Source organism: Mucilaginibacter segetis, from assembly GCF_016522075.1.
In the GTDB taxonomy this organism is placed as follows: Bacteria; Bacteroidota; Bacteroidia; order Sphingobacteriales; family Sphingobacteriaceae; genus Mucilaginibacter; species Mucilaginibacter segetis.
The window spans coordinates 796,711-813,031 of the sequence record NZ_JAEHFW010000002.1 but is presented as its reverse complement, the minus strand read 5'-3'; the positions used below and the strand labels follow the sequence as shown (position 1 = coordinate 813,031).

General features: G+C 41.2%; 16 protein-coding genes. 12 read left to right on the top strand and 4 right to left on the bottom strand.

What is annotated here, in order from left to right:
* The first annotated feature begins 4 nt into the window (after positions 1 to 4).
* From I5M19_RS13305 to I5M19_RS13265, 9 genes are all read left to right on the top strand, one after another.
* Positions 5 to 526, top strand: coding sequence for a YceD family protein (locus I5M19_RS13305; RefSeq protein ID WP_200066819.1), 522 nt, complete (start codon positions 5 to 7; stop codon positions 524 to 526).
* Positions 527 to 544: 18 nt separating this feature from the next.
* Positions 545 to 736: a 50S ribosomal protein L32 gene (rpmF, locus tag I5M19_RS13300; RefSeq protein ID WP_200066818.1), complete on the top strand. Its 192-nt coding sequence runs from the start codon at positions 545 to 547 to the stop codon at positions 734 to 736.
* Between the two features lie 14 nt (positions 737 to 750).
* Positions 751 to 1,689: a phosphate acyltransferase PlsX gene (plsX, locus tag I5M19_RS13295; RefSeq protein ID WP_200066817.1), complete on the top strand. Its 939-nt coding sequence runs from the start codon at positions 751 to 753 to the stop codon at positions 1,687 to 1,689.
* Positions 1,690 to 1,700: 11 nt separating this feature from the next.
* Entirely contained in the window at positions 1,701 to 2,690 is a 990-nt protein-coding gene (locus tag I5M19_RS13290) for a beta-ketoacyl-ACP synthase III (protein ID WP_200066816.1), read from the top strand.
* 166 nt (positions 2,691 to 2,856) lie between these two features.
* Positions 2,857 to 3,333: an acetyl-CoA carboxylase biotin carboxyl carrier protein gene (accB, locus tag I5M19_RS13285; protein WP_200066815.1), complete on the top strand. Its 477-nt coding sequence runs from the start codon at positions 2,857 to 2,859 to the stop codon at positions 3,331 to 3,333.
* Positions 3,334 to 3,425: 92 nt separating this feature from the next.
* Positions 3,426 to 4,760 (top strand): acetyl-CoA carboxylase biotin carboxylase subunit, encoded by a 1,335-nt coding sequence (accC, locus tag I5M19_RS13280; RefSeq protein WP_200066814.1) that lies wholly within the window; start codon positions 3,426 to 3,428, stop codon positions 4,758 to 4,760.
* Positions 4,761 to 4,834: 74 nt separating this feature from the next.
* Positions 4,835 to 5,701, top strand: coding sequence for a twin-arginine translocase subunit TatC (tatC, locus tag I5M19_RS13275; protein ID WP_200066813.1), 867 nt, complete (start codon positions 4,835 to 4,837; stop codon positions 5,699 to 5,701).
* 84 nt (positions 5,702 to 5,785) lie between these two features.
* A complete protein-coding gene (locus tag I5M19_RS13270; protein ID WP_200066812.1) occupies positions 5,786 to 6,220 on the top strand; it encodes an RpiB/LacA/LacB family sugar-phosphate isomerase in 435 nt (144 codons plus the stop codon).
* Positions 6,221 to 6,245: 25 nt separating this feature from the next.
* Complete coding sequence (locus I5M19_RS13265; protein WP_200066811.1) at positions 6,246 to 7,802, top strand: M28 family peptidase; 1,557 nt, start codon at positions 6,246 to 6,248, stop codon at positions 7,800 to 7,802.
* A gap of 68 nt (positions 7,803 to 7,870) precedes the next feature.
* Here I5M19_RS13265 and I5M19_RS13260 read toward each other — a convergent pair whose 3' ends face one another.
* Positions 7,871 to 8,569: a hypothetical protein gene (locus I5M19_RS13260; protein ID WP_200066810.1), complete on the bottom strand. Its 699-nt coding sequence runs from the start codon at positions 8,567 to 8,569 to the stop codon at positions 7,871 to 7,873.
* 111 nt (positions 8,570 to 8,680) lie between these two features.
* On the opposite strand from I5M19_RS13260, the gene I5M19_RS13255 reads away from it, so the two are divergent.
* Positions 8,681 to 10,069 (top strand): LutB/LldF family L-lactate oxidation iron-sulfur protein, encoded by a 1,389-nt coding sequence (locus tag I5M19_RS13255; RefSeq protein ID WP_200066809.1) that lies wholly within the window; start codon positions 8,681 to 8,683, stop codon positions 10,067 to 10,069.
* Positions 10,070 to 10,079: 10 nt separating this feature from the next.
* Positions 10,080 to 10,619, top strand: a complete 540-nt coding sequence (locus I5M19_RS13250) for a dihydrofolate reductase family protein (protein WP_200066808.1) — start codon at positions 10,080 to 10,082, stop codon at positions 10,617 to 10,619.
* On the opposite strand, the gene I5M19_RS13245 is transcribed toward I5M19_RS13250, so the two are convergent.
* Complete coding sequence (locus I5M19_RS13245; RefSeq protein ID WP_200066807.1) at positions 10,616 to 11,470, bottom strand: DUF4198 domain-containing protein; 855 nt, start codon at positions 11,468 to 11,470, stop codon at positions 10,616 to 10,618. The two genes, I5M19_RS13250 and I5M19_RS13245, sit on opposite strands and share 4 nt — an antisense overlap.
* Positions 11,471 to 11,529: 59 nt before the next feature.
* Between I5M19_RS13245 and I5M19_RS13240 the strand changes: the two genes are divergently transcribed.
* On the top strand, positions 11,530 to 13,506 hold the full coding sequence (locus tag I5M19_RS13240; RefSeq protein WP_200066806.1) for an alpha-ketoacid dehydrogenase subunit alpha/beta: 1,977 nt from the start codon (positions 11,530 to 11,532) through the stop codon (positions 13,504 to 13,506).
* 5 nt (positions 13,507 to 13,511) lie between these two features.
* Here I5M19_RS13240 and I5M19_RS13235 read toward each other — a convergent pair whose 3' ends face one another.
* Positions 13,512 to 14,123 (bottom strand): SprT-like domain-containing protein, encoded by a 612-nt coding sequence (locus I5M19_RS13235; RefSeq protein ID WP_200066805.1) that lies wholly within the window; start codon positions 14,121 to 14,123, stop codon positions 13,512 to 13,514.
* A gap of 69 nt (positions 14,124 to 14,192) precedes the next feature.
* Positions 14,193 to 16,307 carry a ferrous iron transport protein B gene (gene feoB / locus I5M19_RS13230; RefSeq protein ID WP_200066804.1) on the bottom strand — a complete coding sequence of 705 codons (2,115 nt, stop codon included), beginning with the start codon at positions 16,305 to 16,307 and terminating at the stop codon, positions 14,193 to 14,195.
* Positions 16,308 to 16,321: the final 14 nt, after the last annotated feature.

The following is a 16,321-nucleotide window of genomic DNA, read 5'->3' as shown; positions in this document are numbered from 1 at the left end:
CTCATTGAAATCGCTCAGAACATATGCAATTCCTTTTACCGGCCTTAAGCTGGGGAAGCATAACTTTGAATATGTTGTCGGAGATTCTTTTTTCGACGAATTTGATTATTCGCTGGTTAAAAAAGCTGATCTGCAATGTGTTGTTGAACTGGAAAAACAGGAAACAATGCTGATACTGAACTTTGATATTAAAGGAACAATTACCGCCACATGCGATAAATGCCTGTCAGAATATCCGCAGCAACTGCATATACAGGAACAGCAGATAGCCAGGTTTAGTGATGAAGCGGTTGCAGAAGATGATGAAATAATTACCCTTGGCAAAAACGATCATGAGATAAACATTGCCGGGCTAATTTATGAATATGTAAATGTTGCGCTGCCTTTTATAGCCACTTGCGGTAATGAAGGTAACACACCATATTGTGATAAGGATATGCTGGACAATTTAAGTAAATTGGCCGCTAATGATGAACAAAACGAGCGAACAGACCCGCGTTGGGATGCGCTCAAAAAATTTAAATAACATTAAATAACAGGATTTATGCCACATCCAAAAAGGAAAATTTCCAAATCAAGAAGAGATAAACGCAGAACGCACTATAAAGCTGAGGCGCCTACTTTAACTACATGCCAAACCACCGGAGCTGTACATTTACCACACAGAGCTTACACTGTTGACGGTAATGTTTACTTCAACGGTAAAGTTTTGATCGAGAAAGCAGTAGCCGTATAAGTTAATTTTCTGAAATGAAGATTGGCTTAGACATGATGGGCGGTGATTTCGCTCCCAAAGCAACTGTTTTAGGAGCAATTGAAGCCTACAAGGTTTTATCGGCAGAGCAAAAACTGGTGCTGATAGGCGACAAAGATGCTACAGTTAACATTCTTCAGGAAAATAATTTCAGCCCCGATCATTTCGAGTTTGTACATACAACCGAAGTAATCGGAATGGGCGAACACCCAACAAAAGCCATTGTACAAAAGCCAAACTCAAGTATTAGCGTTGGTTTTAACCTGCTTAAAGAGGGCAATATACAAGCCTTTTCATCGGCAGGTAATACTGGAGCCATGTTGGTTGGAGCCATGTTCAGCGTAAAAACAATTCCGGGCGTTATGCGCCCCGCCATGACAACTATTGTACCCAAACTGAAAGGCGGTTTGGGTATTTTGTTGGATGTAGGCGCTAATGCCGATTGCAAAGCCGACGTGCTGCTGCAGTTTGGCGTATTAGGCAGCCTGCTCGCCGAGTCGGTTTATGGCATTACCAATCCCAGAGTTGCGCTGATGAACATTGGCGAAGAAGAAGAAAAAGGGAACCTGCTTTGCCAGGCCGCCTACCCTTTAATGAAAAATACCCCACTTTTTAATTTTGTCGGCAATATTGAAGGACGCGACCTTTTTGAAGACAATCACGACGTAACCGTTTGTGATGGCTTTACAGGTAACGTTATCTTAAAAATGGCCGAGTCTTTTTATGTAATCACTTTAAAAAAGAGATTTAAGGACGAATTTTTTGAGCGTTTTAACTACGAGCAATATGGCGGTAGCCCCATACTTGGCGTTAATGCACCGGTTGTAGTAGGGCACGGCATATCAAGCCCTGAAGCTATTAAAAACATGATCCTTTTATCAAAAGACATGATCGAAACCAGCCTTATTGATAAAATAAAGCAGGCTTTTCAATAAAAAACTACAAAATGAGTAAAATCCATGCCGCTATTACCGCTGTAAATGGTTACGCGCCCGATTATGTACTTACCAACCAGGAATTGGAAACCATGGTTGATACGAACGACGAGTGGATAACCAGCAGAACAGGTATTAAAGAGCGGAGAATATTAAAAGGCGCAGGCCTTGGCACATCAGATATGGCCGTACCTGCAGTAGAGGGGCTTTTAAAAAAACGCGGCATAGGTGCTGATGAAATAGACCTTATTATTTTTTGTACCACCACACCCGATCTTCCTTTTCCGGCAACGGCAAATATACTGGCCCATAAAATAGGGGCGAAAAATGCCTGGGGTTATGATTTGCAGGCTGCTTGCTCAGGCTTTATATTCGGGTTAGCTACCGGGTCGCAATTTATTGAGAGCGGCAAACATAAAAAAGTACTGGTAGTTGGCGGCGATAAAATGTCGTCGATAATTAACTATGAAGACCGCGCCACCTGTATCATTTTTGGTGATGGTTGCGGCGCTGCCCTGCTTGAACCTAATACAGAGGGTAACGGCATTATTGACTCGATATTAAAAAGCGACGGCGCAGGCTCTCAACTGCTTTTCCAAAAAGCGGGGGGCTCGGTAAATCCGGCTACGCACGAAACGGTTGCCGCTAAAGAACACTTTGCCTACCAGGAAGGCCAGGCAGTATTTAAATTCGCGGTAACAAATATGGCCGATGTTGCCGCCGAAATAATGGAACGCAATCAACTTACAGCCGATGATATTGCATGGCTGGTGCCGCATCAGGCTAATAAACGCATTATTGATGCTACTGCGAACAGGACAGGCGTGAGCGCTGACAAAGTGATCGTAAATATTGAACGTTACGGTAACACTACAAACGGCACTATACCCCTTTGTTTATGGGAGTGGGAAAATAAATTTAAAAAGGGCGATAACCTTATACTTGCTGCTTTTGGCGGCGGTTTTACCTGGGGATCTATCTATTTAAAATGGGCCTATTAATCAGTCTATACAGATAAGCTGATCATATTAAAACATCTGTTAAATAATTAATGTTAATTAAATATATTATTAAAGGTTAAAAGCATTTGTACATATTTGCACATCTGCATAATTTATACATACCTTAGAACAATAAACTTTTATCCAATACCAATTTATAGCTACTATGGATATTAAACAGATACAGGACCTTATACGCTTTGTTTCAAAATCAGGTGTAAATGAAGTTGCTATCGAACAAAAGGATTTTAAAATAACTATAAAAACCAACGAGGCGCCTACAGTGATCAGTGCACCGATGCCTCAACAGGTAGTTTCAGTTCCGGCACCTCCGGTACAGCCGAGTTTCCCGGCAGTGGCGCCGGCTGCCGAAGCAGTTGCAGCAACAGCCGAATCATCAAATTACATTACCATTAAATCGCCAATGATTGGTACATTCTACCGGTCTTCATCTCCTGATAAACCTTTGTTTGTTAACGTAGGGGATGAAATAACTTCAGGTAAAGTACTTTGCATAATTGAGGCCATGAAACTATTTAACGAGATAGAATCAGAAGTATCAGGCAAGATTGTTAAAGTACTTGTTGATAACGCCTCGCCGGTTGAATATGACCAGCCTTTGTTTTTGGTTGAACCTAAATAAATGTGCAAATGTGCAGATAAGCGGACGTGCGAATTAAGTACGTTTAAGTATCTGCACATCTGCATATCTATAATCCGCACATTTGAAAAGAAATGTTTAAAAAAATTTTAATAGCTAACCGTGGTGAAATTGCATTGCGAATAATTCGCACATGTAAAGAAATGGGCATTAGAACCATAGCTGTATATTCTACTGCCGACCGCGACAGCCTGCATGTACGTTTTGCCGATGAGGCTGTGTGTATCGGCCCTCCTGCAAGCCGCGATTCTTACCTGAATATTCCTAATATTATTTCGGCCGCGGAACTTACCAATGCCGATGCTATACATCCGGGATATGGTTTTTTGTCGGAAAATGCTAAGTTCTCAGCTATTTGTGCTGAATATGGCATTAAATTTATTGGAGCTACCTCTGAGCAGATCAATGCGATGGGTGATAAGTCATCCGCTAAGGAAACTATGAAAAAAGCCGGTGTACCAACCATACCCGGCTCTGAAGGCTTGCTTACCGATGTTAAACAAGGTATTAGCGTAGCAAATAAAATAGGTTACCCCGTTATATTAAAAGCAACCGCAGGTGGTGGTGGCAGGGGTATGCGTATAGTTTGGAAAGATGAAGAGTTTAGCAACGCCTGGGATTCGGCCCGTGCAGAATCGGGCGCAGCCTTTGGTAATGATGGCCTTTACCTGGAAAAATATGTAGAAGATCCCCGCCATATTGAGATACAGGTTGTAGGCGATCAGTTTGGCAAGGTTTGTCATCTTTCAGAACGTGATTGCTCTATACAGCGTCGACATCAAAAACTGGTAGAGGAATCCCCTTCGCCTTTTATGACAGACAAACTGCGTAAAAAAATGGGAGAAGCAGCTATTAAAGGCGCCAAAGCTGTTAAATATGAAGGAGCCGGTACAGTAGAGTTTTTGGTTGATAAAAACCGCAACTTCTACTTTATGGAAATGAATACACGTATACAGGTAGAGCACCCGGTTACCGAAGAAGTAATCAATTTCGACCTGATAAAAGAACAGATAAAAGTAGCTGCAGGGATACCAATATCAGGCAAAAATTACGAGCCAAGCATGCATGCTATTGAATGCCGTATAAATGCCGAAGATCCGTTCAATAACTTCCGCCCGTCACCGGGCAAAATAACCAACTTCCATTCTCCGGGAGGACACGGCGTACGTGTAGACACGCATGTGTACAGCGGTTACATTATACCACCAAATTATGACTCGATGATAGCGAAAGTAATTTGCATGGCACAAACCCGCGACGAGGCGCTGGCTACTATGGAGCGTGCTTTAAGTGAGTTTGTTATCGAAGGTATAAAAACCACTATTCCGTTTCATTTAAAATTACTTCAGGATCCAAATTTCCGGGCTGGTAACTTTACCACGAAGTTTATGGAAACTTTTGAATATTAAATAATAAAAACTTTCAGGGTACTATACAACGTAAGTAGATTTTAAGCGTTAACAGAGGGATATTTAATATACAAATGAGCGATAATAAACTAATAAAGGCGATAAAAGAAAAAAGCAACAGCCTGGAATCCGAAATGTCGTTTTTTGACCATCTGGAAGCATTAAGATGGCATTTGGTACGTTCGGCCATATTTATAGTTATTATCACTTGTTTTGTATTTTATTATTTTGATACTATATACGATGTTTTTATAATGGGGCCCAGTAAGCCAACATTTTGGACCTATCGTATGCTTTGCCATTTAGGGGACTTTCTTAACCGGCCTGGTTTCTGTATCAATAAAATAAATATAAACCTTATTAATACCGAAATGGCGGGGCAATTTACCCTGCAGATCAATTCATCTTTAATAATAGGAATTACCTTAGGTGTTCCTTACCTGTTATGGGAAATATGGCGCTTTATTAAACCTGCCCTGCACGAAAAGGAACGCAAAGCTGCATCAGGCTTTGTTTTTTATGCCACTACACTCTTTTTATTAGGTGTATTATTTGGTTATTATGTAATAACCCCTGAGTCTATTAATTTCCTGGCGAGTTATACGGTAAGTGACAAGATTCAAAACTTATTCAGCATTGATTCTTATATATCATCTGTTGCCACTCTAACATTAGCAACAGGTTTGGTTTTCGAACTTCCTATTATAGTATATATACTGTCGACCCTGGGTATACTCACTGCTAAATTTATGCGCGAGAGCAGGCGGTATGCTATTGTTATTATTTTGATAGTTGCGGCAGTTGTTACACCAACACCGGATATGATGACCATGACAGTAGTAAGTATACCGCTATTTGTTCTGTACGAAGTAGGTATTTTAGTATCTGCCGTTGTAGAAAAACGTCGTGTTAAAAAACATGATGATCTGATGGAATCATAACAGCAATTATTTGATCACCTGATTTCTTGTTAAGCATCAAATTCTTTACTTTCAGGCTCTGATTATTATCATAAATTTGAGCATATGAAAAAAGGATTAAAAATAGCTATAGGTGCTGACCATGCCGGCTTTGAATACAAACAGGCTATATTGGGCATGTTTAACGATCTTACTTTTAAAGATTTCGGAACATATTCTGCCGAATCAGCTGATTATCCTGATTTTGCGCACCTGGTTGCCAGCGGAGTGGAAAATGGCGAATTTGACTTTGGCATATTGATATGCGGCAGTGCTAACGGCGTAGCCATGACGGCCAATAAACACCAGGGTATACGCGCCGCCATTTGCTGGAAACCGGAATTAGCCATACCTGCCAGAACGCATAATAACGCCAATATTATTTGCATCCCGGCCCGCCACATGAGTATTGACGAAGTAAAGGAAACACTCATAACATTTTTTACTGAAGAATTTGAAGGCGGCCGGCATGCCCGTCGTGTTGACAAAATAAGCTGCTAAATCAAAAAAACATAAAACATATTTAATGAGAAAAGTATCCCTTTTTATCTCTGCACTGGCTATATCAGCAAGTGCATGTGCACAACAAAACTCCACGGCAGTTAAATACGGCAAGCTTATTACTGCCGAAGATGCTAAAAAGCATTTAAGCATTTTAGCATCAGATGAATTTGAGGGCCGCGAAACCGGGAAACCCGGTGCCGAAAAAGCTGCAAATTATATAGCGGCAGAATTTAAAAGACTCGGCTTGCAAGCTCCTGTAAATGGCTCTTATTTCTTTAATGTGCCTTTAACACAAAACTCTTTAACAGTAAGTAAATTTACAGTTAACAGGCAGGCTTTTGAGAACTGGAAAGATTTTTATCTGGCCGGATCATATCCTGATAAAACCATTAATACCAACGATGTAGTATTTATAGGCTACGGCACTGCCGATGAATTAGCCGGAACAGATATTACCGGAAAAGTTGTTCTATGGATAAATGAGGATAAGCCGGAAGAAGGTAAAAAAACGAACACCAGCTACCGGATGTCAAATGCCCGTATGGCTATTTTACAAGCTATTCAGGAGAAAAACCCTGCTGCTGTTATGGCGGCCAACCCCGGCGTTTCGGCGATAATGAAACGTTTTGGCGGTAGCGCCCCGGAGGCAAGGTTAACCATAAAAGATCCGAATGAAAAGTCAAATGACCTGGCACCGGTTTTTAATGTTGATGATACTGTAGCCGATGCCCTGGTAAAATCTTCGGGCAAAACGTATAATGAACTTAAAACTGCCGCTGCAACAGCTAAACAAACACAAACTATAAAAACCAGCACCAATATTGCTTATACTACCGAAATGAAGGATGTTAAAGCGGTAGATGTAGTTGGTTTTATGCCGGGGTCAGACACTAAACTTAAGGATGAAGTATTGGTGTTTTCCGCTCATTATGATCATATCGGCCTTAATACACGCCCGGGCGCGACCGATAAGGTAAATAACGGTGCAGATGACGACGGATCGGGCACTACAGGTATATTGGAAATAGCACGTGCATTTTCTCAGGCTAAAAAAGACGGACACGGCCCCCGCCGAAGTATTTTATTTTTAGGAAATGTAGGTGAAGAAAAAGGATTGCTGGGTTCTAAATACTACACTGATCATCCTTTATATCCCTTAGCTAATACCATTACGGATCTTAACATTGATATGATAGGCCGTGTAGGTGAAGAATATTTGAACAGTCCCGACTCGGCTAACTATGTTTACCCTATCGGCTCGGCAATGCTAAGTTCTGATCTGCATAAAATTGGCGAGGATGCTAATAATACTTATACCCACCTTAAATTAGACTATAAGTATGATGATATTAATGATCCTAACCGGTTCTATTACCGCTCAGACCATTATAACTTTGCCCGTTATGGTGTACCTATTATTTTTTATTTTAACGGGGTACATGCCGATTATCACCAACCCGGAGATGAGGTTAGCAAAATTAACTTCCCGTTATTGGCTAAACGGGCTCAACTGGTATTTTATACCGGATGGGAATTGGCCAACCGCGACAAACGCCCAGTTGTAGACGGTAAAAATTAACAAACACTATAAAGCAAGAAAGAAAGCGGCTCACGGGCCGCTTTTCTTATTTTATAAGGATTAGATTATTAACGATAGTTTGCAGCGAACACTACTGATTTTGCTACCATAGTTTTATTTATTTTCCGGACCTTTTTGCTGCGATCTTTTTCCGGGTCTTTAACATAGCTGGAAATAACTTCACCACTATGAGCATCTATCAGGCTTATTTCATAACCTACATCTTCGGCTTGTACACGGGGTAACGCTACAAAATCACCCCCTTTATCAGATGTATTTAAAAGGCTCTCCAAAAAAAATGCTCCGGTGTTTATGCTTTTTGCTAAATTTTTAGACATATAACGTTCCTTATTCATGTGTAGTTTAAAAACAATATCGGCATCTATCATGCGGCCAACACTGTCTGCCGGCATTTTCCAGGCAGTTCGCAGGTCGGTCATATTTTGCAATAACTTTTTATTTACTGTGTTTACATCCATCAGTTTAATATTAAACTGATGTTTTCCAGGTTTATGCTCACCGGCATGTAACAGGTAAGCTTGTTCAAGGGCAGTCTGGATCTGAAGGCTGATGGCCTGCTCTTCGGCATACCAGTCGCTGTTTTTGGGTTTATTACCGGTGTAATAAACCTCCACAGGCAAAATGGCCAGCGTTTTTCCTTCAAGATTATGCTGCGCCAGATAGTGCTTATTATTATAAACTTCTTTTGAACAAGACGATGCCAGTAAAACAACGCTTGCGATAAGGGTAAAGGTCTTTGTTTTCATGATAGCGTAAAGACGGTGCTCTACTATGAAATGTTACAGTTATATAAAAAAATTGCGCTGATTATTAACACGATGTAAAACAGTTGGTGGCTTTTGTTTAATTTCGCAGTTATGGGAAGCACCGCGGAAGAATTTTTGGCCGTTTCGGCAGAAAAAGCGTTTGATACTGAGCATCGTAAGATAATTAACTACAATATTGATAAATATCAACATTCGGTTGACCGTGGGTTATCGCGCCTGATCAATCTTGATCAAGCTAAAAAAAAGGGACATGCCATAAAGTGGAAGGTGATGGAGAACCTGGACAAATTTTTGCCGGAGTTTGAATCCAATTTTCAGAAAAATGGCGGCAAGGTAATATGGGCAAATGATGTTGCGGAAGCACAGCGCGAAATACTGAATATCATTACCCGGGCAAATGCCAAAACGGTTATCAAATCAAAATCAATGGCTACCGAAGAAATTCATTTGAATGAATTTTTGAATAGCCACCAAATAGAATCATTAGAGAGCGATCTGGGCGAGTATATTGTTCAGTTGCTTGGCCAAAAACCCTATCATATTGTTACCCCGGCCATGCACTTATCCAAAGAGGATATTGCTAAATTATTTCACGAACGTTTTGGCACCGCCGTTGATGCCACACCCGAACAACTCACTTTAAAGGCCCGCGAGTTGTTACGCGAAAAATATCTTAAAGCTGATATAGGCATAACAGGTGCAAACTTTATAATAGCTGATACAGGAAGCATCGCCATAAGCGAAAATGAGGGTAACGCACGATTAACCACCACCTTTCCTAAGATACAGATCAGTATAGTAGGGATTGAAAAAATGATCCCTTCCATAACCGACCTTGATCTTTTTTGGCCAATGCTTTCTACCCACGGCACAGGCCAAAACCTTACTGTATATAACACCATATTGAGCGGACCCAGGCAAACCAACGAAAGCGACGGCCCGGAAGAAATGTATGTAATACTGCTGGATAATGGGCGCACTAACCTGCTGGCACAAAAAGACCAGCGGCAGGGTTTGTATTGCATACGCTGCGGTGCGTGCCTTAACGTATGCCCTATTTATAAAAACATTGGCGGCCATACTTATGATACTACCTATAGCGGACCTATCGGCTCCATTATAACACCACATATGCGAGGTATGGATAAATTTAAGCACCTCAGTTATGCGTCAAGCCTTTGCGGCAGGTGTACCGAAGTTTGCCCGGTTAAAATTGACATCCATAAAATGTTATTGCTCAATCGCAGAGATTCGGTTACGGAGGGCCTTAATGCCAAAAAAGAAAAATGGGGCTGGGCGTTATGGAAAAAAGGAATGCTGAAAAGAAAGCTAACCGATTTTTTTAGCGGAAAAGCAAAAAACTTTTTTCTTAAAACATTTTTCAAAAAAACCTGGGGACGCTTAAGAGAAATGCCACCCGTTGCAGAAAAATCATTTAGCGCGCAATGGCAGGAGGAGCAAAATAAACCTGAGGAATAAACAATATTTGATGCGTAAAATTATTTTAAACCTCGCGGTAAGTCTGGATGGATTTATTGAAGGGCCTAACGGTGAGTACGACTGGTGTTTTACCGATGATGATTATGGCATGACGGCATTTTTTAATGATACCGACACACTGTTTATTGGTCGTAAGAGTTTTGAACTGATAGGCAATAACGCCGATACTTTTCCGGAAAAAACAGTATATATTTTCTCGGATACGATGAAAAACAATAATGAGTTAAATATTATAAACTCAGCTGATTTTGATGAGACTGTACAACACATACTGTCTCAATCAGGCAAAAATATATGGTTATTTGGCGGAGCAAATCTGGTATCAGCCTTCATCAATAAAAATCTGGTAACAGAATTAATTCTTTCTATACATCCGGTAATTTTGGGCGGAGGTAAACCTTTATTTCACGATATAAAAAGCAGGATTGATCTATTGCTTATTGACCAACAAGCTTTTGACAGTGGCTTGTTACAGGTAAAGTATGCCCTAAAGCCCAAGTTTGATATGGAAATGCTTAAAATGCTTTAGTGCTTATCGCCAAAGCCGAATTCGCGGTATGTATTGGGCATAATGCTTTGGTTGCTAAAAGCAAAGGTATAGGTGGCGCTCCAGGTCTCAAAATCGGCATCACCGTTTTTTAAAGGCTCAATATGCACGCAACGTATCATATAAATAGCGTCACGGGTTAGCGTAAAATATATCTGGCCGGAATCATCAGTACCTAATTTATGCGGGTATACATTCCCCGATTCAGTTTTTACATATATATATGCATTAGCCCTTTTTAAAGGTTCGCCTTTGTACTTTATTAAAACTGTAACATCATCCCCGTAGTTTTTTTTGTAAGGATTTTGCTTTAATATAATTTCGAAGTCGCTTTTTAACTCTTTATCGTAAACCTTGCCTCCGTTATCATCAACCGAAACCAGTGTTTTTAAATAATAGTGCGTTTTTTCGGCAAAGTTTAGTTTGTTGCCGCTTTGCGCCTTATCTGCCAAATCTTCATAGCCCTGATCTTTCAGATAGGATAAAAACTCCTCCCTCGGCACATCGTTTATTTCGGGTTTGGTATTCATTGCTATTAATGCCAATCCGCTGTTATCCATGGTATAATTCAATACAGGAGCAGCACTGTCTTTTACCATAGTGGTAAGGTCGGTTCCCTTGGAGCCTTCATATAAAATAAATGATGCCGTATTTAAAGAATTATACTTAACTTCTCCGTCTTTATTAAAATTGTCACCTGTTAATAAATGCAGATCCAGTTTATCTCCTTTGTGCAAATAAAAGCTTTGTGGCATCAAAAAATGATCGGGTGCAAAAGATGATAATCCAAAAAGGATAAACATTATAGATAAAATAACGTAAAAGTGTTTCATAGCAGGATAGAGGAATGTTCAAACATACAAAGTTTTAAAAACTTATTAGCTTTACCCGTATGATTTTTGACCGGAAAAATATTGATAATGACGGTTTAATAACATTTTACAAAAAATTACTGCTCCCGCGCCTCGTGGAAGAAAAGATGCTTATTTTATTACGACAGGGCAGAATAAGCAAATGGTTTTCGGGAATTGGGCAGGAGGCTATAGCCGTAGGCAGTACACTGGCTATGGAAGCCAATGAATATATTTTACCTATGCACCGCAATCTTGGCGTATTCACAGCACGTAATATTCCCGTAGCGCGCCTTATGGCACAATGGCAGGGAAAGGCATCTGGCTTTACCCGAGGCCGCGACAGATCTTTCCATTTCGGCACACAGGAGTATAAGATCATTGGGATGATATCACATCTTGGCCCGCAGCTCGCTATTGCTGATGGAATTGCTTTGGCTGATAAACTTAGTAAAAAGAAGAAAGCGACACTTGTTTTTACCGGAGAGGGCGCTACCAGCGAAGGTGATTTTCATGAAGCATTAAATATAGCCGCGGTTTGGGATCTCCCGGTTATTTTTTTGGTAGAGAATAACGGGTATGCGCTATCAACTCCGGTTAATGAACAATACCGATGCGAATCCATCATTGACAAAGCCATTGGTTACGGAATTGAAGGTAAGCGGATTAACGGGAATAATGTTTTAGAAGTTTATCATACTGTTAGCGAGCTGGCTAAAAGCATACGCGAAAATCCGAGGCCGGTATTGCTGGAATGTATGACATTCAGGATGCGGGGACATGAAGAAGCATCGGGAACTAAATATGTACCGCAGCATTTACTTGATGAGTGGAAGAAAAAAGATCCGATTGATACTTTTGAAAAGTATTTACTTGACGAACGGATATTAAGGCCCGAGTGGGTGCCTTATCTTAAAAACGAATTTACTGGTCTTATAGATACCGAGATAGAAAAAGTTTTTAGCGAACCTAATATTGTGCCGCATGCCCAAACTGAAACAGACAGCATGTACCGGTTATACCGAATGCCGGAACATGTGCCGTATGAGGTACTTAGCAACAGAAGATATATTGATGCCATAACTGATGCCTTGCAGCAAAGCATGCAAAAACACAGTAACCTGATAATGATGGGGCAGGATATAGCCGAATACGGCGGTGTTTTTAAAATAACCCAGGGGTTTGTAGAAGAGTTTGGCAAAGAGCGTGTACGCAATACCCCTATTTGTGAATCGGGCATTGTGGGTGCTGCTGTTGGCCTGGCGTTAAACGGCTATAAGGCTGTTGTTGAAATGCAGTTTGCTGATTTTGTTAGCTGCGGGTTTACCCAGATAGTGAATAATGTTGCCAAAACCTATTACAGATGGGGCCAGCCTATTGATGTAGTGATACGCATGCCTGCAGGAGCCGGCACGGGGGCGGGGCCCTTTCATTCACAAACTAACGAGGCATGGTTCACCAAAACACCGGGTTTAAAGGTAGTTTATCCCGCTTTCCCTGATGATGCCAAGGGGTTGTTAATGGCTGCCATTGATGATCCCAATCCGGTAATGTTTTTTGAACATAAGTACCTTTACCGTAATATATCGGGCAACGTACCTGCCGATGATTATTATGTGGAGATAGGTAAGGCGAACATTGTACGGGAGGGAACTAAGGCCAGCATCATCACTTACGGACTTGGTGTACACTGGGCCATTGAATACGCCGAAAAAAACCCGCAGCATTCCATAGAGATACTTGACCTGCGGAGCCTGCAACCCTGGGATAAAGAAGCAGTTATTAAAACCGTTAAGAAAACATCAAAGGTGCTTGTTTTACATGAAGATACCATGACCAGCGGTTTTGGGGGTGAAATTGCCGCGTACATTGGCGAGCACTGTTTTAAATATCTGGATGGACCAGTTATGCGCTGCGCCAGTTTAGATACCGCGATACCTATGAACAAAGCGCTTGAAGACCAGTTTTTAGCAAAGGCACGCCTGGGAGAGATGATGGATAAATTATTGAAGTATTAAATATTCTATTCCTCGACCAATTCCACTTCGGCTACCGGACTGAACAAATAAATCCTTTTGCTTTTCACCTCGATGCATTTGTAACGTTTACGCAGCTTCTCCTCTTTACGAAAGACACGTCCGTCTTTAATTTTGAATAAAGCTTTTGCTGGTATCTTTTCCACCGTAAAAACAAATTCCTTCTGCGGATCATACTTGCGCAGAGAACGGTACAGATTAAGATCGGAGCAACTGGACGCCGCCGGATTGCTTAAGTAGCTATGTATAGCCTGTTTAACATCGGGCGGAAAGACTTCTTTTTCAAAAAAAGGCTGCATCATTTTCTTGAAATTATTCTTCCATTCCGCGCCATGCGGCTTTGCTTTATGCTTATGCTCGTTCCAGGTATGCAGATGTGCAAACTCATGTACCGTAGTAACCAAAAATGCATAAGGGTTAAGATCGTAATTTACAGAGATGCGATGTCCTTTACCATCATGCGGTGCACGATAGTCGCCAAATTTGGTTCCCCGGTTGCGGGATATTTTAAACTCACACTTAAAGTAATCTATCCAGCGGCCAATAAGCGGAGCTGCATCGGGCGGAAGATACCTCTCTAAAATTTTTACTTTATCCAATTTTCACCTCTGCTACAAATATAGATGTTTTACAGATAAAGGATAGAAAGGTGAAACTAAAGCTTATAATTACTTTAACAGGTGATATACCAAAAATGCTGCAGCATACGCCAACACAGTCATGTAAGCGAACTGGGCGGCGGGCCAGCGCCAGTCTTTGGTTTCGCGGTAAACTACGGCCACAGTGCTGGCACACTGCATAGCAAAGGCGTAAAACATCATCAACGAAAAAGCTACCGCTAAGGTAAATACAGGCTGGCCTGTTTGCGGGTTTTTGGCATTCCGCATTTTTTGTTGTACCGATTCAATACGATCGGCATCACCGTCTACGCTATAAATAGTAGCCATGGTACCCACAAATACTTCGCGGGCAGCAAACGAAGTAATAAGAGCGATGCCAATTTTCCAGTCAAAACCCAATGGCCTTATTACAGGCTCAATAGCATGCCCAAGTATTCCGGCGTAGGAGTTTTCCAGTTTTTGAGAAGCTACCACCCGCTCCAGATCGGCGGGTTTGATATTATTAGTATATTCCGGCTGATTATACTTTTTTTCTATCCGCTCAAAACGATCTCCCGGCGCGTATGACGATAATACCCATAATATTACCGACACTGCAATAATTACTTTCCCGGCTTCCAATACAAATGTTTTCGCCCGCTCATACATAGAGTATATTACGTTATTCCAGCGTGGCATGCGGTAAACCGGAAGTTCCATGATAAAATAACCCCGCTCACGGGCTTTTAATACAAATTTAAATACCCATGCTACAATTACAGCTGATACCAGGCTCAGTAAATACATACCTGTTAATGCAAGTCCCTGCAAATTAAACACCCACCATATATTGCGGTTGGGTACCACTAATGCAATTAACAGGGTATAAACCGGTAAGCGTGCCGAGCAGGTAACCAATGGGGTAACCATAATGGTTATCATACGGTCTTTCCAGTTCTCAATAGTCCGCGTACTCATAATAGAGGGTACAGCGCATGCAAATCCACCAATAAGCGGCACTACCGATTTACCGTTGAGCCCCACCTTTCTCATGATCTTATCCATCATAAAGGTTACCCGCGCCATGTAGCCGGTATCTTCCAAAATAGAGATGAATGCAAACAGAATAGCTATTTGAGGGATAAATACCATTACACCGCTTAAACCGGCTACTACACCATCAATCAGCAGATCGGCGAGCGGACCGGCTGGTAAAATATCACGGAGTCCGCCTTGTATCCAAACAAACAAACTTTCTATAAGCGACATGGGATACTCTGACCACGCAAATATGGCCTGAAACATAAAAAGCAGTATGCCTAAAAAAATGATAAAGCCAAATACGCGGTGGGTAAGTATCTTATCAATTTTATTACTATAGGATTCATCCTGCGCGGTTTCGGGTGTTTTTACCGTATCATACAGCAGATCATTTATAAAACTGTAACGGGCTATGGTTTCGGCACCCTGTGCTTTTTGTGAATGAAAAGAAAACTTCTGCTCTAATTCTTCAATACGCTCGCTTTGCTGTGGTGTCAGGAACTTTAAAGTTTCATGTTGATGAGCCAGTTGCAGGGCAAAATAAGGGTTATTACTATCTATCTCTTTGCTTATAGCATCTATCAACTCCGGCGCTATTGCTTTAACATCAATGGTATCTTGTTGTAATGTTACCTTGTTGGCGTAAGATATAGCATCTTTTAATTGTGTTATTCCTTCGGATTTACGAGCTGAAACAGGTACTACGGGCACCCCAAGTTTTTTGGCTATTTCATTAACATTAATGCTTATCCCGGCTTTTTTAGCCAGATCGGACATGTTAAGGGCGATGATAACCGGAATTTTAAGATCGGCTACCTGTGTATATAATAAAAGATTTCTTTTCAGGTTAGTGGCATCCAATATAACAACCACCAGATCCGGACTAAGGCCATCAGTCTTTTCGGCAAGAATAGAAAATACGATAGATTCATCCTTACTTTTAGGATATAAACTATACGTTCCGGGAAGGTCGATGATCTCGGCTCGACGGCCATCAGGGAGTTGGGTAAAGCCAACTTTTTTATCAACTGTAACCCCGGGGAAGTTACCTATTTTTTGATTAAGGCCTGTTAAGGCATTAAAAAGTGTTGATTTGCCAGTATTGGGATTGCCTACAAGTGCTACTCTTATATCAGCTTTCAATTGCCAACGAGGTA